18 protein-coding genes are annotated in these 25,026 nt (G+C 57.7%); 7 read left to right on the forward strand and 11 right to left on the reverse strand.

Going from position 1 to position 25,026, the window contains the following annotated elements:
* Window positions 1–2,850 (forward strand): DEAD/DEAH box helicase (locus HUV30_RS12335; protein WP_174405739.1); only part of this gene is annotated, 2,850 nt, incomplete at its 5' end.
* A gap of 359 nt (window positions 2,851–3,209) precedes the next feature.
* Window positions 3,210–3,659, forward strand: a complete 450-nt coding sequence (locus HUV30_RS12340) for a hypothetical protein (protein ID WP_174405740.1) — start codon at window positions 3,210–3,212, stop codon at window positions 3,657–3,659.
* 252 nt (window positions 3,660–3,911) lie between these two features.
* Here HUV30_RS12340 and HUV30_RS12345 read toward each other — a convergent pair whose 3' ends face one another.
* Window positions 3,912–4,424, reverse strand: a complete 513-nt coding sequence (locus HUV30_RS12345; protein ID WP_174405741.1) for a 4Fe-4S dicluster domain-containing protein — start codon at window positions 4,422–4,424, stop codon at window positions 3,912–3,914.
* A 29-nt stretch (window positions 4,425–4,453) separates the two neighbouring features.
* The gene (locus HUV30_RS12350) at window positions 4,454–5,512 is read right to left on the reverse strand and encodes an FAD-dependent oxidoreductase (protein WP_174406188.1); all 1,059 of its coding nucleotides are present in this window, start codon (window positions 5,510–5,512) and stop codon (window positions 4,454–4,456) included.
* Between the two features lie 302 nt (window positions 5,513–5,814).
* Here HUV30_RS12350 and HUV30_RS12355 point away from each other — a divergent pair, with 302 nt between their 5' ends.
* From HUV30_RS12355 to HUV30_RS12370, 4 genes are all read left to right on the forward strand, one after another.
* A complete protein-coding gene (locus HUV30_RS12355) occupies window positions 5,815–6,246 on the forward strand; it encodes an ACT domain-containing protein (protein WP_174405742.1) in 432 nt (143 codons plus the stop codon).
* 198 nt (window positions 6,247–6,444) lie between these two features.
* Window positions 6,445–7,920, forward strand: a complete 1,476-nt coding sequence (locus tag HUV30_RS12360; protein ID WP_174405743.1) for an RtcB family protein — start codon at window positions 6,445–6,447, stop codon at window positions 7,918–7,920.
* A gap of 2 nt (window positions 7,921–7,922) precedes the next feature.
* Window positions 7,923–9,827: a molybdopterin-dependent oxidoreductase gene (locus tag HUV30_RS12365; RefSeq protein WP_174405744.1), complete on the forward strand. Its 1,905-nt coding sequence runs from the start codon at window positions 7,923–7,925 to the stop codon at window positions 9,825–9,827.
* Window positions 9,828–10,206: 379 nt separating this feature from the next.
* Window positions 10,207–11,568, forward strand: a complete 1,362-nt coding sequence (locus tag HUV30_RS12370; protein ID WP_174405745.1) for a (Fe-S)-binding protein — start codon at window positions 10,207–10,209, stop codon at window positions 11,566–11,568.
* 272 nt (window positions 11,569–11,840) lie between these two features.
* On the opposite strand, the gene HUV30_RS12375 is transcribed toward HUV30_RS12370, so the two are convergent.
* The 6 genes from HUV30_RS12375 to uvrB form a co-directional block, all read right to left on the reverse strand.
* Window positions 11,841–13,517 (reverse strand): NAD+ synthase, encoded by a 1,677-nt coding sequence (locus tag HUV30_RS12375; RefSeq protein ID WP_174405746.1) that lies wholly within the window; start codon window positions 13,515–13,517, stop codon window positions 11,841–11,843.
* Window positions 13,517–14,296 (reverse strand): 4-hydroxy-tetrahydrodipicolinate reductase, encoded by a 780-nt coding sequence (dapB, locus tag HUV30_RS12380; RefSeq protein ID WP_174405747.1) that lies wholly within the window; start codon window positions 14,294–14,296, stop codon window positions 13,517–13,519. The genes HUV30_RS12375 and dapB overlap by 1 nt, the downstream gene beginning before the upstream one ends.
* Before the next feature lie 122 nt (window positions 14,297–14,418).
* Entirely contained in the window at window positions 14,419–16,902 is a 2,484-nt protein-coding gene (ligA, locus tag HUV30_RS12385) for an NAD-dependent DNA ligase LigA (RefSeq protein WP_205245234.1), read from the reverse strand.
* A 137-nt stretch (window positions 16,903–17,039) separates the two neighbouring features.
* Window positions 17,040–17,807, reverse strand: coding sequence for a glycosyltransferase family 2 protein (locus tag HUV30_RS12390; protein ID WP_308481218.1), 768 nt, complete (start codon window positions 17,805–17,807; stop codon window positions 17,040–17,042).
* Window positions 17,791–18,846, reverse strand: coding sequence for a potassium channel family protein (locus HUV30_RS12395; RefSeq protein ID WP_174405748.1), 1,056 nt, complete (start codon window positions 18,844–18,846; stop codon window positions 17,791–17,793). The genes HUV30_RS12390 and HUV30_RS12395 overlap by 17 nt, the downstream gene beginning before the upstream one ends.
* A 14-nt stretch (window positions 18,847–18,860) precedes the next feature.
* Window positions 18,861–20,885, reverse strand: a complete 2,025-nt coding sequence (gene uvrB, locus HUV30_RS12400; RefSeq protein WP_174405749.1) for an excinuclease ABC subunit UvrB — start codon at window positions 20,883–20,885, stop codon at window positions 18,861–18,863.
* 156 nt (window positions 20,886–21,041) lie between these two features.
* Between uvrB and HUV30_RS12405 the strand changes: the two genes are divergently transcribed.
* Window positions 21,042–21,539 carry a hypothetical protein gene (locus HUV30_RS12405; RefSeq protein WP_174405750.1) on the forward strand — a complete coding sequence of 166 codons (498 nt, stop codon included), beginning with the start codon at window positions 21,042–21,044 and terminating at the stop codon, window positions 21,537–21,539.
* Window positions 21,540–21,623: 84 nt separating this feature from the next.
* Here the strand turns inward: HUV30_RS12405 and aat are convergent, their stop codons facing one another.
* From aat to HUV30_RS12420, 3 genes are all read right to left on the reverse strand, one after another.
* Window positions 21,624–22,328, reverse strand: a complete 705-nt coding sequence (gene aat, locus HUV30_RS12410; protein WP_174405751.1) for a leucyl/phenylalanyl-tRNA--protein transferase — start codon at window positions 22,326–22,328, stop codon at window positions 21,624–21,626.
* 96 nt (window positions 22,329–22,424) lie between these two features.
* A complete protein-coding gene (gene clpA / locus HUV30_RS12415; RefSeq protein ID WP_174405752.1) occupies window positions 22,425–24,707 on the reverse strand; it encodes an ATP-dependent Clp protease ATP-binding subunit ClpA in 2,283 nt (760 codons plus the stop codon).
* A 2-nt stretch (window positions 24,708–24,709) separates the two neighbouring features.
* A complete protein-coding gene (locus HUV30_RS12420; RefSeq protein ID WP_373869339.1) occupies window positions 24,710–24,970 on the reverse strand; it encodes an ATP-dependent Clp protease adaptor ClpS in 261 nt (86 codons plus the stop codon).
* Window positions 24,971–25,026: the final 56 nt, after the last annotated feature.

Genomic DNA, 25,026 nt, shown 5'->3' on the forward strand with positions numbered 1-25,026 from the left:
TGGCGACAGAACTTCCGCGCATTTTTCTCTACCGACATAGAGCCCGAGGCAGGCCGTCATTACCTGATATACCGTTTCCATCCCGAACCGGGCCGCCTGCAGGTATCCTTTTTCCGTGCGCGTCAGAACAAATCGGGCCTTTCCACCGTACACAACGAAGTGACGCTGGAACAGATCATCGAGAATCCCGACTGGTGTGAACTGTCGCCCAAACTGCCTATCGTTGCACAGCAGATCGGACGCTACAACGACTATTTCGGCCACCGTGTGGAGGTTCCGGACGGACTGCTCACGTGGTTCCTGTGGACCGTGCGCCGTGAATACTATCTTTTCTGGAAGGATACCGACTCTCCCTGCCGTGTTGAAATCGGCACAATGGATCTCAAGCTCAAGCCTCAGCTCACTGAAGAAGGCCTGACCTTCGACGTGATGATCCGCAGCGAGGGCAAACCTCCCCAGTCCATCGTGGACAGCGAAGTGACCTTCCACGGGCAGATTCCCCTATGGGTATGCTGGAACAAGGGATTTTACCCCGTTTATACCAGCCTGAACTCCTCACTGGTTCAGGATCTGGCCCTGCAGCCTCCCGTGATCGAGAAGGAAGACATTCCCGAATTCCTTGACCGCGTCTGGACGCAGCTGCCCGCCACGGACCTGTTCGGACAGGAAGAGTTCCTCAAGCACATGGAACCCATTTTCATTCCTGCCACGTACAATCCCAAACTGTTCCTCGACGAAGAAGGTTCTCTGCTCACGCTCGAGATTCAGAACCTCTATGAGACCGTGCACGGTGAATTCCTGCTGCCCGGCCCCAACCCCAGCTTCATGACCGGCAGCTACTCTTTTGAAGGCAGCACCTATCTTATCCGCCGCATGCAGGAAGAAGAAGCGAACCTGACCGATCTGCTGCTCTCCATGAATTTTCAGCCCAGAAACAACAGGGTGTGGTTCCTTGAACCGGAAGAAGCCATCACCTTCCTTCTGGATGCCTACCCCAAGCTGGTCGAGCAGTATCGCGTCTATGGCGAGAAGGCCCTGTCCAAGTACAAAGTGCGTCTTACCACGCCCGCCATTACCGCCACGGTGGAATCCAACGAGGATGAAAAGTGGTTCTCGCTGGAAATCGAGGTGGAATACGACGGGCAGCGAGTGCCTATCGACACCATCTGGAAGGCATGGGTGCAGGGCAAGCGCTATGTGCAGCTCAAGGACGGCTCTTACACCAGCCTGCCTGAATCGTGGCTGGAAAAAATCGCCCACAAGCTGCGCGCCATGGGCCTTGACGCAGAAAAACCCCCGAAGGACCGCTTCGAACAGTTCGAAGCCCCTGCGCTGGACAATATTCTGGAAGACCTGCCCGACGTGCACACGGACCCGTTCTGGAACAGTCTGCGCGAGAAAATCCATTCCTTCCAGGAAATCAAGCAGCTCAGTGCGCCCAACGGGCTGCATGCCACCCTGCGCAATTATCAGGCGCAGGGCCTGAGCTACCTCAGTTTCCTGCGCGAATACGGGTTCGGCGGCATTCTTGCTGACGAAATGGGTCTTGGTAAAACCATCCAGACCCTTTCATTCATCCAGCACATGGTGGAAACCGGGTCCGACGGTCCCAACCTCATCGTCGTGCCCACGTCCGTTCTGCCCAACTGGGATCGTGAAGCGGAAAAGTTTGTTCCCGGCCTGAAACGCCTGATCATCTACGGCACCCGCCGCGAAAACATGTTCAAGCAAATCGAAGAATCGCATCTCGTCATCACGACGTATGCTCTGCTCCGACGCGACCTTGAAGAACTGCAGAACTACGAATTCAACTCCATCATTCTTGACGAAGCCCAGAATATCAAGAACCCGAACACCATTACGGCGCGTTCCGTGCGCAAGATTCAGGCTAAACAGCGCCTGTGCCTTTCCGGTACGCCCATCGAAAACAACCTGTTCGAGCTCTGGTCGCTGTTCGAATTCCTCATGCCCGGCTTCCTCGGTTCGCAGCATTCCTTCCAGCGCGGCATTATCAAACCCATCAAGGATGGCGATGCCGATACGCTCGACTACCTGCGCAACCGCGTCAAACCGTTCATTCTGCGCCGTACCAAGTCTGAAGTGGCAAAAGACCTGCCACCCAAGATCGAGAACATCCAGTACTGCGCCCTCGCCGACGAACAGGCGGAGCTGTATGCCGCACTGGCAACCAAGCTGCGCCAGCAGGTGCTGAACGACGTGGACGAAAAGGGCATGGCCAAGAGCCAGATGTCCATTCTGGACGCCCTGCTCAAGCTGCGTCAGATCTGCTGCCACCCGCGCCTGCTCAAGCTGGAGATGCCCGGATTCTCCACGAACCTGCCCTCCGGCAAGTTCGACGCCTTCAAGGACATGATCACGGAAGTGGTGGAAGAAGGCCACAAGGTGCTCGTGTTCTCGCAGTTCGTGTCCATGCTGCACATCATCCGCTCATGGCTGCAGATCTCGGAGATGCCCTTCGCCTATCTTGACGGTACCTCGAAAGACCGGTTCGATCAGGTGGACAGGTTCAACAACAACAAGGACATTCCCATCTTCCTTATCTCCCTCAAGGCAGGCGGAACGGGTCTGAACCTGACCAGTGCCGACTACGTCATCCACTACGACCCGTGGTGGAACCCCGCTGTGGAAGACCAGGCAACCGACCGCGCGCACCGCATAGGCCAGACCTCGCAGGTGTTCTCGTACAAGATGATCTGCTCCAACACCGTGGAAGAAAAGATCCTCAAGCTGCAGGAAATGAAAAAGGGCGTTGCAGATGCCATTATCCCCGGACAGGATTCATGGAAATCGCTCACCCGTTCTGACCTTGAAATGCTCTTTGAAGTGTAACCGGCACCCACATGACGTTCAAAGCCGCGGCCTGTGCCGCGGCTTTTTTCATGCTCTGTCCGGTTTGGGGCCGACCCTATCCCGTTTAGCCCTATCCGGTTCCCGATCCGATCTGGTCCGATCGAGTCTAATCGGGTCTGATTTAATCTGGTCTGGTCCGGTCTGGTCGCATATTCTGCGGGCAAAAACGATGATGAATACATCAACCCTGCCATATTGATACCCTGCACAGCTCTTACCGCTCATGCAGCCCAGTACCTTCGCATTCCACGCAGGACTTGCACTTGCGGCAAAAACCACCTAAAACCCGCAGCACGTCATATTCATATCGCATATTAACGGACGAACAAGGAAACGACATGTCTGATACAGCCAAGCAGCAGAAGAAGTTGAAAAAACGCATTCAGGCCATCAAGGAACGCAAAACTTCCGGCGCTCAGGACATAGCTGATGCCGTCCTCACGTTCTGCCGTCCGCTTCTGCAGGAATCGCAGGCACTGAACGGTGAAGACAACGCAGTGGGTCTGGGCGTGTTCGCATGGAACGCCGCATTTCTCACCAAGGACCGCTGGTCGGCCAACCTGAAGAACTCTCTTGGCCGCTTCAACCTTTCCACCGATGCGCAGGAAGCCCTTGAAGGCATTGTGGAAGAAATGATCCGCCAGAAGAAGCTCATGCATCCCAATGACATGCGCGTTATCACCCACTATGATGTCAAGGTTGCAGACGGCAAGCTGGAACTGACCGTGGACGCCAAGGTGGCTACCAAGCCCCAGATGCCCAAGTTCAACGACCTGCCGCAGATGTAACAATGCCGCTTATGCAATACAAAAGGCCCGTCATATGACGGGCCTTTTACGTTAATGACAAACCTTCGTTTGCAGTAAAGCCGCATTCCCGTTAAGCCGGAACTGAGATCCGAAAAACGGATTTTCATCGGCGTATACGAGGTGCAGGAACGTTAGGTTCCTGCCCTGCGGAGCAAATAACAGAAAGGTCTTTGTCAGCAGTATAAAAGCCCGCCACATGACGGGCCTTTTCTGTTTTCTGATACTGCGCAATCATTCCTTGCCGCAGCGTGGCGGGCGGATATGATCCATAACCCGCTGGTGCGCCTTTTGCGATTCCGTCGTTTCCAGCTTGGCAATCTCGTCTCGGTCTACATAGAGAATGGCGCCGCAGGGGCACATATCCACACAGGCAGGACCAAGGCCGATGGCGCGGCGCGAGGCGCACAAGTCGCACTTGGCAACGGCAACGCCGCTGCAGGTGGCAAAAAAAGCCGCATAGGGGCAGGCCATGACGCAGTTGCGGGTCTCGCAGCCGCGGCACAGCATGGGCTGCAGCACCACTGCGCCGTCACGGTCGCGGTTGAGCGCTCCCCTGCTGCACACGTTCATGCAGGCTGCCTTTTCGCAATGCTTGCAATACAGGGGAATCATTATCCCCTCCGTCGTGCGTGTCATGGTGATACGCGGCGTATCATACAGGAACTTGCACACGGCTTCGCAGGTTTCGCAGCCAATGCACTTTGAATAATCTATGTGAAGAGTTCTGGTACCCTCAAGCATCATTGCCTCCGGTATTCTGTATCCGCAACATGCTAGCGGGTCATCTTGTCTGCTTCGAAATTGTATTCGTCTTCGCGGTGCTGCGCCTTCAGGTCCAGCCAGTTGGACAATGAGCGTGCGGCCCGAAGCCCGCTATAGACAGCCTTGCCTATCTTGCTGGGGCCGGAGAGCACATCCCCCGCCACAAACACATTGTCTATGGCCGTCATGTTCAGCCAGCGCACTTCGCCCCTGCGTACATTCTCAAGCCCCAGCTCCTTCTGGAACGGAGGCGTGGGAATTTCACCTATGGCCCCGACAACCACATCCACAGGCAGCACCACGTTTTCTCCGGTAATGCCGTTGGCCACTTCCAGAGCCTGCACCCGGTCCTCGCCGTGTACGGCAACAGGGGTGCAGCGTTCCATCCACTCGCAACCCATCTCGCGCATGCGGTCTATTTCAAAACTGCCGCAGGGAGCCTCGCGCACGGTCTTGCGGTACACAAGATGCACCTTGGCGGCACCGAGGGATATGGCGGAATCCACCACGTCCACGGCGGAATGTCCGGCACCGATCACGGCAACAACCTTGTCCTTCACATCCGGCACTGAAACGTTGGTGGATGCGTATTTGATCGCGCGGATGGGGAACAGGAATTCAAGCCCCGAATACACGCCCTTGAGATTCTCGCCCGCAATGCCGAGCTTGCGCGACTTCCATGAGCCGGAACAGATCATCACGGCATCATAGTTATCCACAAGGTCGTTGAGACTCAGGATATCACAGGCAAAGTGGTCCCCTTCCTCTTCATGCATGGGAGCACTGCAACAAACCTTCGTATTGGTACGGAACACAACACCAAGGCGGCGCTCAAGGTCGCGCACGCCACGCTGAATACGGTCTGCGGGAATTCTGTGGCTGGGAATGCCGAATACCATCAACCCGCCCGGCTTGGGCAGTTTGTCGTACACATGCACCTGATAGCCAAGGCAGGCAAGATACCCTGCCGTTGCAAGGCCGGAAGGCCCGGCACCTATCACTGCGACATCCCGTCCGTTCGGCGGAGCGCTCTCCGCCTTCATAAACCCGAAATTCATGGTTCCGGCCACAAGGGCCGGATGAGCATTCGACGGGGTATCCGACATGCTGGTTTCCTTCCTTCTGAAATGCGATCGCTTGTCCGTCCATTCCGGAGCCGGAGCACCAAACTCCGTCCGGATGGTACTGGTCAGACGATCAATATACCCGTTATAGCATGCGATGCAAGCCGGAACAGTGTGAAAATGTGAACAATCACAGGGCATCCATATGCAACCTCGTCTTGTCATCATGCGTGGCTGGTGGTACAAGACATAACGCACGAAACACCCGTTATCACGTGGTGGCACGTATACCAAGAAGAGGTCGCACCATGAAAGTTGAACAAATCTCAGTATTTCTGGAAAACAAGGCGGGCCGTCTGGCAGAAGTGACCCGCACACTCACAGACGCAAACATCAATATCCGCGCTCTGTCTCTGGCAGACACTTCCGACTTCGGCATCCTGCGCCTCATTGTCAGCGATCATGAACGCGCCAAGTCCGTGCTCAAGGACAACGGCTTCACCGTTGGCCGCACCACCGTTGTTGCCGTGGAAGTGGACGACAAGCCCGGCGGGCTGAACCACATTCTTTCCACCCTCAGCGCCAACGGCGTGAACGTGGAATACATGTATGCCTTCGTACAGAAGGGCGGAGAGAACGCAACGCTCATCTTCCGCTTCGACCGCACCGATCAGGCGCTGGAAATTCTGCAGAAGCACAACATTCCGATCGTACCGGGCGAAAAGCTGTACGCGAACTAAGCACCTTCAGAGGCCGGTTTTACCGGCCTCTTTGCGTTAGGCCTGTGCTGTCCTTGAAGACGCGTAACCTGTTCACCACACACGGACATGGTATCGGCTTCGCGCAGACAGTATTCCGGCAGCAACACTCCGGCATAAAAACTCCGGTATCAAACCTCAGTATCAAACCCCAGGTATCAAATCTGAAGCGCACACGGTATGGCCAAAAAGAAACACCACGCACAGCACAAGACAGCCCCTGCCCTGTTCAAGGACATACAGCTGATCCGCCAGTCGGATGCCGAATGGCAGATTCCGCAGCAATCCCCCATGCGCGTGCCCTGTCATGTCTTTGCCACCGATGCCGTCCGTGCCACGCTGGATTCCGCCACACTACGGCAGGCCTGCAACGTGGCCACCCTGCCCGGCATAGTAACTGCCAGCATGGTCATGCCGGATGCCCACAGCGGATACGGTTTTCCCATTGGCGGGGTTGCGGCCTTTGATCCTGACGCGGGCGGCGTCATCTGTGCAGGGGGCGTGGGCTTTGACATTGCCTGCGGCGTCCGCACGCTGGTAACGGGGCTCACACCGGACGATGTGCTCGGCAAACGCACGCAGCTCGCGGACGCTCTCTTCCGCAGCATTCCCTGCGGCGTGGGTACCGGAGGGGCAATTCCCCTCACCAGTGTCTCGCTTGAAGCCATGCTCACCGGCGGCGCCAAATGGGCCGTGGCGCACGGCTATGGCACACAGGCCGATCTGGACCATACCGAAGAAGGAGGTTTCATGCGCGGGGCACGCCCCGAATTCGTTTCGGCAGAAGCCAAGAAACGGTTCATGGACCAGCTGGGTACACTCGGCTCCGGCAACCACTATATGGAAGTGCAGCGCGTTACCGACATATATGATGCCACGGCAGCACAGGCCTTCGGCATTGCCGTTGACGACATTCTGCTCTCCATACACTGCGGTTCACGCGGGCTGGGCCACCAGATAGGCACGGATTTCCTCCCCCGCATGGCGGACAAAGCAGACTATTTCGGCATTACTCTGCCCGAAAAAGAGCTGGCCTGTGCTCCCATTTTTTCAGATCTCGGGCAGGAGTATCTGGGAGCCATGCGCGCGGGCATAAACTGCGCCCTCGCCAACCGGCAGGTACTGACCCATCTGGCGCGCGGCGTATTTGCCGAGTGCTATTCCCACTCCCGGCTCAGGATGATCTATGACGTGTCGCACAATACTTGCAAGGAAGAGCAACACGTGGTGAACGGCAAAAAACGCCTGCTCCATGTGCACCGCAAGGGAGCCACACGCGCTTTCGGACCGGGACACCCCGAGCTGCCAGCATTTTGCCGCTCCGTGGGCCAGCCGGTCATCGTCGGGGGCAGCATGGGCACACCATCGTATATCCTTGCAGGCTGCACTGATTCCGCCAAGAGCTTCTGCTCGGCGAATCACGGAGCGGGCAGGTCCATGAGCCGCACCACGGCCCGCAAAACCATACATGGCAAGGATATGCTTGCCGTGCTGGACCGCATGGGTATTACGATTCGCACTTCCGACATGCGGAGTATTGCGGAAGAAGCGCCGGAAGCTTACAAGAATATCAACGCCGTGGTCGAGGCCACGGAAAAGGCAGGACTCGCCCGGCGCGTTGCACGGGCCGTTCCTCTCATCTGCATCAAAGGTTGACCATGAAGTACATTTCCGCCTGCACACTCGATTGTCCCGATGCCTGTTCCGTTGTCATAGACCGCAGGGAAGACGGCAGTGTTTCCATCACCGGCAACCCGGAACACCCCTTCACCAGAGGCTTCATCTGCGTGAAAGGCCGCAAGGCATATGAACGCCTGACCAGCCCGGAGCGCATTACCGCGCCGCTTATGAAGGTGAACGGTGAATTCGTTCCCACGGACTGGAATACCGCCCTTGACCGCATTGCGGACAAACTGAAGGTGCTGCGGGACACGCCCGCCTCCATTCTGCACATACGCTCGCACGGGTATCGCGGTGCGCTGGCCGAAGCCAGCCGCTTTCTGTTCCGCAGCCTTGGTGCCAGCACCACGCGGGGGGCATTGTGCGACGATGCGGGCATAGAAGCCAGCATCATGGATTTTGGCGCCCTGCATCATAACGATCCCTTCGATCTGCTCAATGCCGGATATATCATCAACTGGGGCAAGGACCTGTCCCGCTCCTCGCTGCATATTGGCCAGCTGATCCGCGAGGCCCGCAAGAACGGAAGAAAGGTCATCACCATTTCCCCAGGTGGCGACGGAAACGCAGATTTTTCAGACACCGTCATCAGAATCCGTCCCGGCACGGACCGCTTTCTCGCGGCCGCAGTCATCCGCAAGCTACTTGTCCGTGGCTATGCCTCATCCACCGCCCTGCTCAAGTCTTCCAATTGGAACGAGTTCAAAGAGCTTATCGCCGCGCAGGATGAAGATAGCCTGCTCAACGCCTGCGACTGCTCTCCGGACGACCTGCAGCTGCTTGCCAACACCTACGCCAATATCGACATGAAGCCCGTTGCCAGCATCATCGGCTGGGGGATTCAACGCCATGTATACGGCGGAGAAAACGTCCGGTTCATCAACGCGCTGGCGTATCTTTCCGGCCAGGTGGGACGCAAGGGCGGCGGCGTATATTTCAACATTTCCTCCGGCCGCAACCTGAATACGGACTGGGCAGACAATGCGGGCACTCCCGCCCGCCGACTGCTGCTGCCCGCCATCGGCAAGGAGATTCTCGAAGCAACACCCCCCATCAAGTTCCTGTGGGCGGATGGCAGCAACTTCGTCAACCAGACACCGGACGCGGCCACCAACATCAAGGCCATGGATTCCATCGAATTCAAGGTGGTTGTGGATGCGTTCATGACGGACACGGCCCTGCGCGCAGACATCATCCTGCCTTGCGCCCTGAACCATGAACGCGAAGAGATTCTGGGTTCCTGCCTGCACAACTGCGTGCAGTATTCCGCTCCCGTCTTCACACCCGCCGGACAGTCACAGCACGATTTCGACATCATGACCGACCTTGCCTCGCGGCTGGACATTGCTGCCCCCACCCGAGAAGAGGTATTGCGCATGGCGATTGATGTGCCTCACCTTTCCACCACGCTGGAAGAAATGCGCGAGCAGGGTTTTGCCGTTGCCGAGCACCCTCCCGTAGCGTGGGAAGACTACGAGTTCGCGCATCCGGACGGAAAATACCGCCTGCCCGATGCGCTGCACACCGAACCGCTGCCTCCCAAAGGCTATCCCCTGCGGCTCATGTCGCTGGTGCACAAGGAATACCTGCACTCGCAGATGCCGGAAAAAGAACAGAGCGCCAAACCCACCGTATGGGTTAATCCCGGCATTCCGGTTCTGGGTACGCTCGACAGTAACAAACCCATCTACCTTGCAACCCCCAAGGGGCGCATAGAGGTTCAGGTGGAAATCATAGTGGGGCTGCACCCCGAGTGCATCATCATCCGCCGCGGCGGGTGGATGAAGTTCGGCAACAGCGCAAACCCCATTATCGAGGCGCGCATCACGGACATAGGGGAAACCGCAGCCTACTACAGCCAGTACACGCGGCTTGAAAACTGATCAGCAGAGATTGCAAAAGCCCCTGCCCTGATGTTTCCGGGCAGGGGCTTTTGTGCTTCTGTGTAATACGAGTCTGGTAACACAATGACTCGCGCAGGGCTGGTTCTTGCCACGACGGGCGCTGCGCCTATTGCGAAGATGGAAATTATCCGCGCAGGGCGGATGTTCGCAGCCAATCCATGGTGAGCCCCGACAATTGACGAGGCATGTCACGCACATTGTCAGCTCTGCGCGAACCAGATCAGCGCTGCGGATACAAAAAACGACATGTCATTACGTACAGCTATACCTCTACCGGCTCCTTTGACATGCCTCCGGCTTGCGGTATAGGTGCAGTCTGGAGCAATAGCCAACAACACACAGCTCATCCAGACGAACCATGAAAAAACAGCCACAGACCTCTTTGCCCCACGGCACCGGCAGCATTGCCCGATCCGGCCATTTCGGCCAGGTCACTTGGCCTGTGCTTCCGGAAGCTGCCGCCACCGCTGCAGCCGTTTCGGCCGACTGTTCCGAATGCATGGCCTGCGTGCGCCAATGTGCATTTCTGGACCGCCACGGCACCCCCAAAGCCCTTGCCGATGCCTACACCGCCAACCCGCAAAAGATACGCGACCTTGCGTTCGAATGCAGCTTATGCGGCCTGTGCACCACCATATGTCCGGACAAAGCTGACCCCGCCGCTATGTTTCTGGCGCTCCGCAGGGAATCCACCGCCGCAGGTGAAACGCTGCTGCCGCGTTACAAGCCTATTCTTGGCTATGAAAAGCTCGGCAATTCCCCCTTTTTCAGCTGCTACAGCCTGCCTGAAGGGTGCGACACCATCTTCTTTCCCGGCTGCACGCTTCCGGGCAAGCACCCCCACGCCACCGCCGAACTGTTTGCGCGCATACGCCGCACTATTCCCGCCGCAGGCATAGTGCTGGACTGCTGCAACAAGCCATCGCACGACCTTGGCAGGCAGGACCACTTTGAAACCATGTTCGGAGAATTACTCAATTTTCTGATGAGCCACGGCGTTCGCACGGTACTGGTGGCCTGCCCCAACTGCCACAAGGTATTCAGCCAATACGCTCCGGCGATCCGGGTAAGGACCGTATACGAGTTCCTGCATGAAAACGGGCTGCCCGATGCGATTACACAATCCGGCACCTTGCCCGACGCTGCCGCCCCGACTGTGGATTCGGTTGCGGAGGCTGGTGCAGACATGACCGTCACGGTGCACGACCCCTGCCCCCTGCGTGATGAAAGCGGAACCCATGATGCCGTACGGGCGCTTCTCGACAGTAAGGGCATTGCGATTGTCGAAATGCGCCACAACAGGAAGAAAACCCTGTGCTGCGGAGAAGGCGGCACAGTGGCTATGCGCGCCAACGATCTGGCTCTAGCATGGGGAGAAGCGCGCAGCAGAGAGGCGCAGGGCAAAACCGTCGTCACCTACTGCGCAGGATGTGCCAACTACCTTGGCATACACATGAAGACCATGCACATTCTCGACATGCTCTTTCCGCAGCCGGAAACAGCAAAGACCGCTCCCCCCGCAGGACTGCGACCCTATTTAGAACGCCTGAAGTTCAAGCGATACATTAAGTCACTGCCCGCCGCAGTATACCGCGAGCGCCCCACACGCGTCGGCGAACGCTTCGTCAGCATGCCACGGCTGGACAGCAAGAAGATGCTCGCGGCAGCTTCCGTTGCCGCTGCCGCATTGCTCTGGCTGCTTATTTCCCATTTTGCATAATTGGCTGGCTCTCTTGTCATACATAAAAAAACCGGAAGCCAAAGCTTCCGGTTCAGGGTAATGACAAACCTTTGTTTTCAGTAGAACCGCAGCCCCGTTAAGCCGGAACAGAGGTGCAAAAACGGATTTTCATCGCTGATACGAGGTGCAGGAACGTTAGGTTCCTGCCCGGCGGAGCCAAAAATACCAAAAATCTCTTTTTCGGCATTCTAAAACCGGAAGCCAAAGCTTCCGGTTTTCTTATTCAAACATGATGGCCCGAAAACAACCAGCTACATCAACCCTTCCGGCAGATTCACTCTGCAGGCAACGGGCATGCGCCAGCCGGTACCAAAGGCCCGGTCAGTTATCTTGATTCCGGGCGGTGCCTGACGGCGTTTGAACTCGGAAATACGCACAAGGTGCAGCACCCTGTCCACATCCGCATGAGCAAATCCCTTGGCGAGCAGAGCCGCGCGGCTGTGCCGTTCTTCAATATAGGCCTTGAGAATGGCGTCCAGCACTTCGTACTCGGGCAGGCTGTCCGTATCTTTCTGGTCAGGCCGCAGTTCCGCAGAGGGGATTTTGTCGATGATGGCGACAGGAATCACTTCCCTGCCCTTGGTCTTATTCAACCAACGCGAAATGGACCACACAAGGGTCTTGGGTACGTCTGAAATAACGGCAAGTCCGCCAGCCATGTCGCCGTAGATGGTGCAATAGCCCACGGACAGTTCCGACTTGTTCCCCGTGGTCAGCAACATGGCACCAAGCTTGTTCGAAATGCCCATGAGCAGATTGCCACGGATGCGCGACTGGATATTCTCTTCCGTCACATCAGGCTGCCTGCCCGCAAACACCGGTTCAAGCGCGGAGTCAAAGGCACGCATCATGGGTTCAATGGGAATGATCTCGGTGCGTATGCCAAGGCTGCGCCCCAGCTCCAGCGAATCATCCACACTGCCCTTGCTGGAATACGGCGACGGCATGAGCACACCGAGCACGTTGTCCGGCCCGAGAGCTTCTGCCGCAACAGCGGCCACAAGGGCGGAATCTATACCGCCGGAAAGGCCCAGAACCACCTTGGAAAAACCGCACTTGCGGGCATAGTCACGGGTACCCAAAACAAGGGCCTGCCACGCCTGTGCTTCCGGCGCGGCATCGTCTTCATGCACTATACCGGTTCCGGCAAAGGGATCAGCCAACACCACATCTTCGGCAAAGCCGAGCCCGCGGGCAATCAGCCTGCCCATATGGTCAAAGGCCATGCTCTTGCCTGCAAAGACAAGGTCGTCATTGCCGCCGACCTGATTCGCATACACCACCGGCACGCCATGGCGGGCGGACAGGGAAGATAGCATCTTCTCCCGTATGGCCTGCTTGCCAAGCGAGAACGGCGATGCGGAAAGGTTCACCAGCAGGTCCACGCTGCCGTCCAGCAATTCCGCCACGGGGTCGGTGTCGTAAAACCTGTGGTCAGTCCAGAAGCTCTTGTCGTTCCACACATCCTCGCAGATGGTCACGCCGATGCGTCTGCCCGCCACTACCACACGCCCGCAGCCCCTGCCCGGTTCAAAGTATCTGCGTTCATCAAATACATCGTAGGTGGGCAGCAAAGTCTTGTTGGCAACAACAGTTACCGTGCCGCCATCCAGCAGCACGGCACTGTTGAATACTCCGTTCCCCACCGGCTCGGCGTTGCGCACGGGGGTGCCTATGAGCACGGCGGGCATGGGCGTTGCCGCCGCAGCCAGCTCTTCTGCCAGTCCCTCAAGGGCAGCCCAGCAGGCTTCCGCAAAATATTCGCGGAACAGCAGATCGCGGGGAGGATACCCGCACACCGCAAGCTCGGGAGTGACACACAGGTCTGCACCCTGACTTGCCGCGGATTCAACGGCTTCCCGGATGCGGCGGACATTGCCCACCACATCTCCCACAACCGGATTGCACTGCAGCAGAGCGATACGCATTAGAAAATGTCCGACATGGAATAGAGCTTGCCGGGCTGCTGCTGCTCAATCCACTGAGCGGCACGCAGAGAACCGGCTGCGAAGGTCTCGCGGGAATGGGCCTGATGTGTCACCTCGATACGTTCGCCGGGGCCCATGCAGTAGACGGTGTGCACGCCCACCACGTCGCCGCCGCGAATGGTCTGCACGCCGATCTCTTCTTTGGGGCGCTCGCCGATGATGCCCTCGCGGTGATAGTTGGCAACATCCTTCAGGTTCCAGCCGCGTGCTTCCGCAAGGCATTCAGCAAGGCGGATAGCGGTACCGCTGGGGGAGTCTTTCTTCTTGTTGTGGTGCAGCTCCACCATTTCAAGATCGTACAGTTCGCCCAGATGCTTCACCAGATCGGGCAGCACCTTGAGCAGCACATTCACGCCTACGCTCATGTTGGGCGACCAGAACACGCGGGTAATCTTGGCAATTTCTGCCAGACGGGCCTTTTGCTCATCGTTCAGGCCGGTGGTGCCTATGACAATGGGGTTGCCGTGGCGGGCTGCGGCTTCCGCATGGGCAAGGCTTGCCTCGGGCGCGGTAAAGTCGATGACCACACCGCCAGGAACCTTGGGCAGCACTTCATCAAGATCGGTGCCCACAAGACATCCCCATGAATCCAGACGCTGCGTGTTGCCGGGGCGTTCCACCACGGCTGCCAGCGTATGCTTGTCACTTGCCTGCACCATATTGGCAATGGTGTTACCCATACGGCCATTGGCACCCATAACGATCACTAATACGCTCATACGCTCTCCTTGCTGCTCACAACGTCTCTGTTTTTATGGCCTGCGACAGATGGGAAAGCTCCCGCCCGTCGTATACGTGCTGCCGAATCACTTTGGAACCGCCCTGCAATGGGGCGCTTCCGTCAGATAAGGCTGTGCTGATCTTTCTTTATCCCCTTTGCAGAGGCGTCCTTCTTCGGCTTGACTTGCTCTGGAGCATCTGAAGTGCTTACAGACGCGGAAGCATCCGTTGCACCAAGTTCAGGACCGGAATCGGGTACTGCGCCGGAATCAGGGGCAGACGGTTCTGGATGCGCCCCGACAAGGGGTTCTACGTCATCTCCGGCTGATGTTTCAACCGGTTCTCCGGAATCACCTTGTGCTTCGTCTTCACCAGCTTCAACAGGTTCGGCTTCGCCTTGTCCTGTTTCGTGCGCAGAAACTCCGTCCGTACCGGTCTCGTCGTCACCGGAATCGTCCGTACTGATTTCTTCCGCACCTATTTCGCCGGTAACGATTTCACTTGTGTCGATTTCGTTTGCGCTGATTTCTTCCGCACCAGTCCCTTCAGACACCGCGCCGACAGCTGCGTGAAGACGCAGAAATTCCTCTTCCGAGATCACGGCAACGCCGAGTTGCTGCGCCTTGGCAAGCTTGCTGCCCGCATCGTCACCGGCAACTACGTAATCCACCTTGGCGGATACGCTGCCCGCGATCAAGGCTCCCACCTCTTCCGCCATCTTCTGCGCGGCCGAACGCTTGAGCGTGGGCAGGGTTCCCGTGAACACCATGCGCTTTCCGGCCAGAGGGTGATCTCCTGGGGCCGGTGCTGCCGCTTCTTCCTGCACGGGCCACAGGCCGATGGTGCGGAACTGCTCCAGAAGGGCAATGTTCCCTTCGTTGGCAAAGAACGAGCGGATGGAGGCGGCCACTTCCGGCCCCACGTCCGGCAGGGCGGTCAGTTCCTCGGTGATGGCACCCTTCAGGGCATCGAGAGTATGAAAATGGTTCGCCAGCACCCGTGCAGTCTGCTCGCCCACATGGCGAATGCCGAGCGCGCAGATAAGGCGGGGCAAGGTCGCGGAAGTCTTCACCATGGCAAAGGCATCCACAAAATTTTGCGCCAGCTTGGGACCCATGCGCTCAAAGCCCATGAGCTGTAATCTGGTCAGTGCAAAGAGGTCCACAGGGGTCTTCACCACGCCACGGTCCACAAGCTGCTCTATCCACTTCTTGCCCACGCCCTGCACATCAAGACCGGCCTTGGAGACAAAGTGGATAATGGACTGCCGCACAACAGCAGGACAGGCCATGTTCATGCACCGCCACGCAGCCTCGCCCTCTTCGCGTGAAGCCCTGGAGCCACACACGGGGCACTCGGCGGGAAAGTCGAAAACAAGTTCTTCGCCCGTGCGTTCTTCGGCTACGGCGCGGACCACTTCAGGTATCACGTCACCCGCACGCTGGATGATCACCATGTCGTTGATCATCAGGTCCTTGGCGCGGATTTCGTCTTCATTGTGCAGGGTGGCACGGGAGACGACAACACCGCCCACCTCCACTGGTTCAAGATGCGCAACCGGAGTCAGCACACCTGTGCGCCCCACCTGAATCTGGATATCCAGCAGACGGGTACGGGCCTGCTGCGCGGGGAACTTGAAGGCTATGGCCCAGCGGGGAAAACGGGCCGTAAAGCCAAGCGCCCTCTGCAGGGCAAGATCGTTCAGCTTGGCCACCATGCCGTCAATCTCGAAGGGAAGCTCGTCACGCTTGGCACCGAGCATGTCGAAATGCGCCAGCACTTCTTCGGGACCGGTACACAGGCGCGTCTCCGGCGGTGTCTGAAAACCGAGGTGGCCGAGCCCTTCCATGATTTCCTGCTGTGAATTCCAGCGGGAAGCACCGTCTGCCCATTCCACCACGCCCACACCGTAGGCAAGAAACATGAGAGGACGCGAAGCTGCAACGCGGGAATCGAGCTGCCGCACGGAGCCCGCTGCAGCGTTGCGGGGATTGGCGAACAGTTTGCCCCCCTCTTTGCGCTGACGGGCGTTCATGGCGGCAAAGTCCTTGCGGCTCATCACCACTTCGCCGCGCACTTCAAGGCGGGCAGGCACCACACCGGCTTCATCGCGCAGCCGGAGCGGCAGATTGTCCACGGTGCGCATGGTATGCGTCACCACTTCACCTGTTTCGCCATCGCCGCGCGTCAGGGCCGCCGTGAACACACCGTTTTCATAGATGAGTTCCATGGCAAGACCGTCCATCTTGGGGTCCACCCAGAATTGCATATCGGCCTGCGGCTCAAGGCGCACTATACGCTGCACAAAGTCGTTGAACTCCTCAGCACTGAAGGCGTTGTCGAGGCTGTACATGCGCAGAGTATGGGAGCGCGATTCCAGCTCGGACATCACCTCGCCGCCTACCTTGCGGGTGGGGGAATCCGGCGTTGCCAGTTCGGGGTGCGCCTCTTCCAGCGCACGCAACTCGCGGAACAGAATATCGTATTCTGCATCCGTTACTTCCGGATCATCCAGCACGTAATAGCGGTAGTTGTGATGCTGCAGCAGCTTGCGCAGTTGCGCAGCACGTTCGGCAGCATCAGAAGAAAGGGAGGAACCGGCCATGCCGGAAACGGAATCGGAAGTAGTCACTCGTAACCTTGTCCTGTCTGCTTATCGTAAAAGATGACCGCACGCCGGAAGCCAGCTCCGCGTACGACCCATGAAATTTTGCGTATTGCCGGTTCTGCCGCAGCGCAAGGCTACAGCCCGGCGTGATCCTGCCAGTCCTGCTTCAGGGAATCCATCCGCGTTTTGTAATCCACCCCGAGGCGGGCGGCAAGATAGGACTGCTCCGCAAGAGCGGCAGTCTGCATGAATCCGGAAATTTCCCGCGCCGTGGAGTGATAGATATGCTTCACGGCCACCTCGTGGTCCACAACCACATGCCAGCCCGCTTCATGCGCACACAGCGAGAACCACACATCCACGCCGTAGCCGTAGGGGTTGCCCGCACTGTCCACACCGCCGAGCTCCCGCCAGCAATCCACGCTGATGAGCGGGGCAATGCCGTCCACATAGGTGACAGTGCGATACTGCATGCCTTCCTTGCGGACCATCTGCGGATGATAGGGATTGCTGAGCACTGCCGGTGCATACACGCCCACGCCCCTGCCCCCGAGTACGGTGTTCAGCCGCTTCAGCCTGCCTTCAGCCCGCTTGATGAACGGCGGCGTGCTGGCAAAGAGCACATCGTTATTCAGAAACCAGACATGGGTGTAGCCTGCCGCATCCATCTTCTGCAGGGCAAGCTGCAAGGCTCCGGCCCAATACAGGTTTTCATCCGTTCTCAGCCATGCGTCGGGATACTGTTCAGGCGCACAGTTGTCTAGCACAAAGACCTGCTCCGCCAGAACAGGGTCGGACTGCTGCAATTGCGCATGCAGACGCCGCGTCAGCGACGTTTTTCCGTAATGCAGAATGACTATAGCAAGCCGCATGGCATGAACGGGGTTAGAGAATTTCTTCAAATTGCTGGAAGCTCTTTGTGGAGCCAACGGCAATGACGGTATCTCCGGCGTGCAGCACGGTCTTCGGTTCCGGATTGAAGGTCATTTCCTGCCCGACCTTCTTGATGGCTATGATGATCAGGTTGAACCGCGGCCGTATGCCCGATTCAATGAGATTCTTGCCCACCAGTTCCGAAGTATCGGAAATGGTGAGTTCCTCCATCTGAATATCTTGCGAGGTTTTCTTGTGCGCCAGTTCCATGAAGCTGGTCACGGTAGGACGAAGAACCGACTGCGCCATGCGCACCCCGCCGATGCGGTTGGGCATGAGCACTACATTGGCACCGGCAAGCTTGAGCTTGCTCATATGCGCCTGCGCACCGGCACGGGCCACGATATTGATGTCCCTGTTAAGCTGGCGTGCGCTGAGCACCACATAGACGTTCTGGGAATCTTCGGAAAGGCTGGCGATAAGGCTCTTGGCGTGACTTATACCCGCTTCCGCAAGCACTTCGTCTGAAGTGGCATCGCCTGAGATATGCAGCACGCCGTCTTCCTCAAGGCGCTCCAGCGTCTTGGGATCGTTTTCTATGACGACGATGTCGTAGCCTTCTTCCATTATTTCCTGTGCCACAACGCTGCCTATGCGCCCGTAGCCGCAGATGATGCAATGGTTGCGAAGCTTGCTGATGGTCTTGAGCACCCTGCGCCTCCCGAGAAGTTTGAAAAGTCTGCCTTCCACAAGCAGCTGCGAAAAGGCACCGAGGATGAAGGCGAAGTTGCCCACGCCGGTCAGAATGACGAAGGTAGTGAGCACGCGCCCTTCCTGCGACAGGGGATGCACCTCACCAAATCCGATGGTGGAAAGCGTGATAACCACCATGTAGAATGAATCCCAGAAATTCCAGCCTTCTATGAGCATGTAGCCATAGATGGCCCCCAGCGAAACGGTGACCAGCGACAACTGGCTGATCACCAGCGGCCAGAAGAAACCAAGCTGGTTACGCAGGCGCAGCACCCGCGTGAGAAAGGGAGTCCTTTTCCTGACGTTGTAGCCCATACAGCCTTGCCCTGTTAGTCCGCAGCCAGCAATCGCTGGCGCAGCACCTGAATGCGGTCGCGCAGTTCCGCAGCCTTTTCGAATTCCAGTTCCTTGGCCGCCTCGCGCATGTCGCGTTCAAACTGCTGAATGCGCTTGCCAATGTCTTCCGATGAAAGTCCCCAATCCTCTGCCGGCATTGCGGGTCCGCCCGCCTTGCCTCTGCCCTTACCCTTTCTGGAATCACCCGGAGAATAGAGAGAGTCGAAAGAGCTTTCCAACTTCTTGCGGATGGTGGCGGGCGTAATGCCGTTCTCGGTGTTAAACGCTTCCTGCCGTTCCCGGCGGCGCGCGGTTTCTTCCATGGCAGCCCGCATGGAGCGGGTTACGACATCCGCATACAGAATAACGCGGCCTTCAACGTTTCGTGCGGCTCGTCCGAAGGTCTGAATGAGAGACCCCATGGAACGCAAAAAGCCTTCCTTGTCGGCATCAAGAATAGCTACCAGAGAAACTTCCGGTATATCAAGCCCTTCGCGCAGAAGATTTATGCCGATGAGCACATCAAATTCCTTGCGACGCAGCGCCTGCAGAATGGCCATGCGCTCCATGGTGTCTATGTCGGAGTGCAGGTAACGGGTAACGGTGCCCATGCTGTTGAAGTATTCTGTCAGGTCTTCGGCCATGCGCTTGGTCAGGGTGGTCACAAGCACGCGCTCATCGCGGGCAGCCCGCTGCTTGCACTCGCCGAGCAGGTCGTCCATCTGGCCCTTGACCGGACGCACTTCCACCAACGGATCAAGAAGACCGGTGGGACGGATGATCTGCTCCACCACCAGCCCCTGAGCACGCTCCATCTCCCATTTGCCCGGCGTTGCGGAAACATAGACGGTCTGGCCGATGCGTTCGAGAAATTCGTCAAAGTTCAGCGGCCGGTTATCCAGCGCGGAAGGCAGGCGGAAGCCGAAATCCACCAGCGTCTGCTTTCGGGAACGGTCGCCCTTGAACATGGCCCCGACCTGCGACACGGTTATGTGGCTTTCGTCCACATAGAGCACAAAGTCGTCGGGGAAATAGTCGAGCAGACAGGAAGGCGGAGAGCCCTCCTCGCGGTTATCCAGATGCCGCGAGTAGTTTTCTATGCCCGTGCAGTAGCCCATTTCCTCGACCATTTCGAGATCGAGCATGGTGCGCTGCTCAAGGCGCTGGGCTTCCACCAGACGATTGGTATCGCGGAACTCCGCCAGCCGTTGCTGCAGTTCCACACGAATGTCACCCACGGCGCGGTTCAGGTTGTCGCGGTCCGAGACATAGTGGCTGGCAGGATAGATGACCGTTTTGCCCACCGACCCGAGCACGTTGCCGGTGATGGGGTCTATCTCGCTCATGGATTCGATTTCGTCGCCGAAAAATTCCAGCCGCAGAGCGCGTTCATGGTGATAGGCGGGAATGATTTCGAGCACGTCCCCGCGCACACGGAAGGTGCCACGGTGAAAGTCGTAGTCGTTGCGCTCGTACTGCACATCCACAAGCCGCCCGATCAGGGAATCCATGCTTATCTGCTGCCCTGTCTCCACGGGAATGACCAGCTTGGCGTAATATTCCGGCGAACCGAGGCCGTAAATACACGAAACCGAAGCGATGATGATGACATCGCGCCGCGTCAGCAGCGCATGCGTGGCGGCATGACGCAGCTTATCTATGTTATCGTTGATGGAAGAGTCCTTCTCTATGTAGGTGTCGGAGGAAGGAACATAAGCTTCCGGCTGATAGTAATCGTAGTAGCTGACGAAATATTCAACCGCATTATGCGGGAAAAGTTCTTTGAATTCGTTGTAGAGCTGCGCGGCAAGGGTTTTGTTAGGTGCAAGCACCAATGCGGGGCGTTGTGTTGCGGCAATGGTCTGCGCCACGGTGAAGGTTTTGCCGGTGCCTGTGGCACCAAGCAGCACCTGATCGCGGATGCCCGCATTCAAATTGGCGGTCAGTTCCGCTATGGCCTGAGGCTGGTCGCCCTGCGGGGTAAAGCTCGTAACGAGCTTGAACATGTTCTCTTGCATATGAACCTCGCCCGCCAGTGTATCCTGCCGCACATACATGGTAAAGGCCGGATATTGCGGGCTGTTAAGAAACGGAAAACCGGTTTAGCCGGTTGCGGACCGCATGATTATGGACTAGGTAAAGGTAACCGCAGAACCAACTCTTCCGGAGGAAGCATGCAAACGTATATCATCCCTGCCGAAGAGGGCACTCCCCTCGACAGGGTTTACAGTATCTCCATCACAATCCGCACTTTCAAGGGCCGCCGCAACGTGGAAGCCCACGTATTCCGGTGCGATCCGGATCTTGCAGAAGCCGCATCCTACGACTGGAACACCCTTGTGGGACCGCCCATGGACCCCGCAAATCCCGGTGATGTAGAGGACGTGAAGCGCACCCTGCTGGAAACCTTCACCGCCGAAGAACGCGACGCGGTGGTCAGCTATCTTTCCCGGCGTTACGGCAGCCGCATTGAATGCATAACGGCCTGCCCTGTTGAACTGCCCATTCCGCTTGGCGTGACGCCTCTTTCGTCCATCACCCCCGGCAAGACTCTGGGCTTCATCCGGTTTGAAAACGTAACCGACTATCCCCTGCCCTTTGCCGTGCGCGGTTTTTACGACCTTACCCAGCATGATCCGCTCGACCGTCAGGGCGGCGAAGAACAGGCCTGATTCCGCCTTTCGGCGAACAGTCCAGCCCTGCCTGAGCCAATTAACCCTGCACAGGCACAAACGGGGCAAACAGCCCCCTCTGTTCTACAAGGGGAAAAAATCTTCGGGAATTTCCCAAAGGCCCTGTCTCGTCGGAGTACGCAGGGCCTTTTTCAATTGGGCAAGAAAATCGTTGCGCGACACTTCTTCTGCACCAAAACGGCGCAGGTTGTGCGTCACCTGCTGGCAGTCCAGCATGGAGAATCCCGACTGCCGCAGAAAACGCGCCAGCCAGACCAGCGCCACCTTTGAGGCATCCGGCTCACGGTAGAACATGGATTCGCCGAAAAACACACCGCCGAGCGAAACGCCATACATGCCGCCCACCAGCACACCATCCCGCCACGCTTCCACCGAATGGGCAATGCCGTGCAGGTGCAGCTCGCAATAAGCCCTGATCATTTCCGGCACGATCCATGTTCCGCATTGATCGGGACGCGGTGAGCAGGCGCAGAAGCGTATGACCTGCTCGAAGGCCCGGTCCATGGTGATGGTGAACTGGCGGGAATTGATGACCCTGCGCAGACTGCGGGGGATATGCAGATTGTCGGGATATAGCACGAAACGAGGATCGGGCGACCACCAGAGAATGGGGCTTTCCTCATTGTACCAGGGGAATATTCCGCAGGCGTAAGCAGAGATGAGCCGTTCCACGGAAAGGTCACCGCCTATGGCAAGCAGGCCTTCCGCATCGGCAAGTTCAGGATTGGGGAAATCCACCCCTTTTTCCGGCAGCCAGAATACGTTCATAGGATACTAAAAAACGCGGCGGTAAAAACCGCCGCGCTTATGCTGTCATTAATGCGCAGAGCAAGTTCGCATGCAGTGCGAACGGCCCCCCGGCGTTCAGTTATCCTTGCCGGAAAACGACGTGAAGGTAAAGGTTAAACCGGAAACATCCTTGCCTTCCGATGCCTTGAGTTTTCGGGCACCTACCTTGACAATACCCCCTCGCTGCAATGCGCCGAAGAGCACTTCGCGGGCAATATCGTCCTCAAGTCCGCGCCGTATGGCCCGGCGCATGGGGCGAGCGCCGAATGCCGGATCATATCCCAGCTTCGCAAGACGCTTTCGGGCGGCATCCGTCATCTCAATGCGTACCCGCTTATCCTTCATCTGGCCTTCCAGCTCGGCAACGAACTTATCCACGATGTTGAGCATGATCTCTTCGGAAAGTCCGTGGAACGGCACTAAGGCATCCAGCCTGTTGCGGAATTCGGGCGAGAAGGTCTTTTCCACTTCCTTCAGACCACGCGAGGTGACATCCGTCTCCACAACAGAGCCGAAGCCTATGGCCTTGGCTGCCATTTCACGCGCGCCCGCGTTGGAGGTCATGATGAGTATGACGTTGCGGAAGTCGGCCTTGCGCCCCGTATTGTCGGTAAGCGTGGCGTAGTCCATGACCTGCAGCAGAATATTGAATATATCCGGATGCGCCTTTTCGATTTCATCCATGAGCACCACGGCATAGGGGTGCTTACGGATGGCATCGGTAAGCTGGCCGCCCTGATCAAACCCCACATACCCGGGAGGTGCACCTATAAGCCGCGACACGGCGTGCTTTTCCATGTATTCGCTCATGTCGTAACGCAGGAACTGCACACCCAGCGTCTGGGCAAGCTGCTTGGCCAGCTCAGTCTTGCCCACGCCCGTGGGACCGTAGAAGAGGAAGGAGCCTGTGGGCCTGTCATCCCTGCCAAGCCCCGCACGGCTGCGCAGAATGGCGCGGCAGACCACGTCCACAGCTTCGTCCTGCCCGAACACCATACCCTTCAGCGTAGAATCCAGATTCGCCAGCTTCAGCCTGTCACCGGCAGAAACATGCTGTTCAGGGATACGCGCCATGCGTGCCACCACCCGTTCTATGTCTCCGGCGGTAATGGTGTTGCGCTTGCGGTTGGCGCTGCGCAGCCTGTAGGCGGCACCGGCTTCGTCAATAACGTCTATGGCCTTGTCCGGCAGAAAACGCTCGTTGATGTAACGGGAAGAAAGCTCCACCGCAGCCTTGATGGCCGGATGCGTATACCGCACACCGTGGTGCTCCTCATAGTAGGGCTTGAGACCCTTCAAGATTTCAAGGCACTCATCGGTGGTGGGTTCCGGCACGTCAATTTTCTGGAACCGGCGCGACAGAGCCCGGTCCTTCTCGAAATGGTTGCGATATTCCTCGTAGGTGGTGGAGCCGATGCAGCGAATGGTTCCCGAAGCCAGAACCGGCTTGAGGATGTTGGAAGCGTCCATGGAACCGCCGCTGGTTGCCCCTGCGCCCACGATGGTGTGAATCTCGTCTATGAAAAGAATGGCACCTTCAATGGAAGTAAGCTCCTTGATCACGCCCTTGAGCCGCGCTTCGAAATCGCCACGGTACTTGGTGCCCGCAAGCAACGCGCCAAGGTCCAGCGCATAAACGCTGGCTTCAAGAAAACTGTCCGGCACGTGGCCGTTGACAATGCGCAGGGCAAGGCCCTCGGCAAGGGCTGTTTTACCCACCCCCGGCTCACCCACATACAGCGGGTTGTTCTTGCGCCTGCGCGCCAGCACCTGCACGGTGCGCTCAAGCTCTTCGGTACGGCCGATGAGCGGGTCTATCTGGCCTTCCCTCGCCTTTGTCGTAAGATCCACGCAAAACTGGGCAAGGGCATCGGGCCTGCCGGAACTTTCTCCGTCTCCCTGCACCCCTTCCTTTTCGCTCCATTCCTCGCTGCCCATGGCGTGCGAAATGAACTCAAGCACATCCAGTCTGGTAACACCCTGCGAACGCAGGAAGTAAACGGCATAGGAATCCTCTTCCTCAAACAGGGCCGCAAGCAGGTCGCCCACTTCTACCTTGTCCTTGCTGGCAGACTGCATCTGCATGACCGCACGCTGCAGCACACGTTGCACGCCGAGAGTCTGCACCACTTCCGTAGGCATGTCGGCAGGCAACGGTTCAAGGTGGGAAGAGAAAAATACTTCAAGCCGCTTGGACAGTGCGTCGGCATCGGCTCCGCAACCGGAAAGGATGTGTCTGCCCTGATCGTCGCGGGTAATGGCGAAAAGGATATGCTCAAGCGTCAGAAATTCATGATTCCGTTTACGCACTTCCGAGACGGCGTCCGAGAGCACTGCTTCAAGTCGTTTACCGAGCATGTCTACACCTCTTCCATGCTGCACCGCAGGGGAAATCCCTCTTTACGGGCCCGCGCATGCACTATGGCTACCTTGGTTTCCGCCACTTCGGCGGTAAAAACGCCACATTCGCCAACACCCTTTTCGTGAACGCTCAGCATGATGGCCGTGGCCTGCTGGGCTGTTTTGCGAAACACCTGCACGAGAACGGCTATGACAAACTCCATGGTCGTATAGTCATCGTTATGCAGCAGCACCTTGAATTTTCTGGGCTCCTGCAACATTTCATCCAGCAGAATCTGGTCCTGTCTATCCGGATTGGCAAATCTGTGGCTCATGT

This window comes from Desulfovibrio subterraneus (assembly GCF_013340285.1).
Lineage (GTDB): Bacteria > Desulfobacterota > Desulfovibrionia > Desulfovibrionales > Desulfovibrionaceae > Halodesulfovibrio > Halodesulfovibrio subterraneus.

Bases quoted from the DNA above. Each gene is read 5' to 3' on its own strand.
- aat (WP_174405751.1), bottom strand. From the start codon at position 22,328: ATGAACGTATTCTGGCTGCCGGAAAAAGGGGTGGATTTCCCCAATCCT.
- ligA (WP_205245234.1), bottom strand. From the start codon at position 16,902: ATGGCCGGTTCCTCCCTTTCTTCTGATGCTGCCGAACGTGCTGCGCAA.
- HUV30_RS12375 (WP_174405746.1), bottom strand. From the start codon at position 13,517: ATGCGTATCGCTCTGCTGCAGTGCAATCCGGTTGTGGGAGATGTGGTG.
- HUV30_RS12420 (WP_373869339.1), bottom strand. From the start codon at position 24,970: ATGTTGCAGGAGCCCAGAAAATTCAAGGTGCTGCTGCATAACGATGAC.
- HUV30_RS12360 (WP_174405743.1), top strand. From the start codon at position 6,445: ATGGCCAAAAAGAAACACCACGCACAGCACAAGACAGCCCCTGCCCTG.
- HUV30_RS12365 (WP_174405744.1), top strand. From the start codon at position 7,923: ATGAAGTACATTTCCGCCTGCACACTCGATTGTCCCGATGCCTGTTCC.
- HUV30_RS12395 (WP_174405748.1), bottom strand. From the start codon at position 18,846: ATGGGCTACAACGTCAGGAAAAGGACTCCCTTTCTCACGCGGGTGCTG.
- HUV30_RS12370 (WP_174405745.1), top strand. From the start codon at position 10,207: ATGAAAAAACAGCCACAGACCTCTTTGCCCCACGGCACCGGCAGCATT.
- HUV30_RS12345 (WP_174405741.1), bottom strand. From the start codon at position 4,424: ATGATGCTTGAGGGTACCAGAACTCTTCACATAGATTATTCAAAGTGC.
- HUV30_RS12355 (WP_174405742.1), top strand. From the start codon at position 5,815: ATGAAAGTTGAACAAATCTCAGTATTTCTGGAAAACAAGGCGGGCCGT.
- dapB (WP_174405747.1), bottom strand. From the start codon at position 14,296: ATGAGCGTATTAGTGATCGTTATGGGTGCCAATGGCCGTATGGGTAAC.
- HUV30_RS12340 (WP_174405740.1), top strand. From the start codon at position 3,210: ATGTCTGATACAGCCAAGCAGCAGAAGAAGTTGAAAAAACGCATTCAG.
- clpA (WP_174405752.1), bottom strand. From the start codon at position 24,707: ATGCTCGGTAAACGACTTGAAGCAGTGCTCTCGGACGCCGTCTCGGAA.
- HUV30_RS12405 (WP_174405750.1), top strand. From the start codon at position 21,042: ATGCAAACGTATATCATCCCTGCCGAAGAGGGCACTCCCCTCGACAGG.
- uvrB (WP_174405749.1), bottom strand. From the start codon at position 20,885: ATGCAAGAGAACATGTTCAAGCTCGTTACGAGCTTTACCCCGCAGGGC.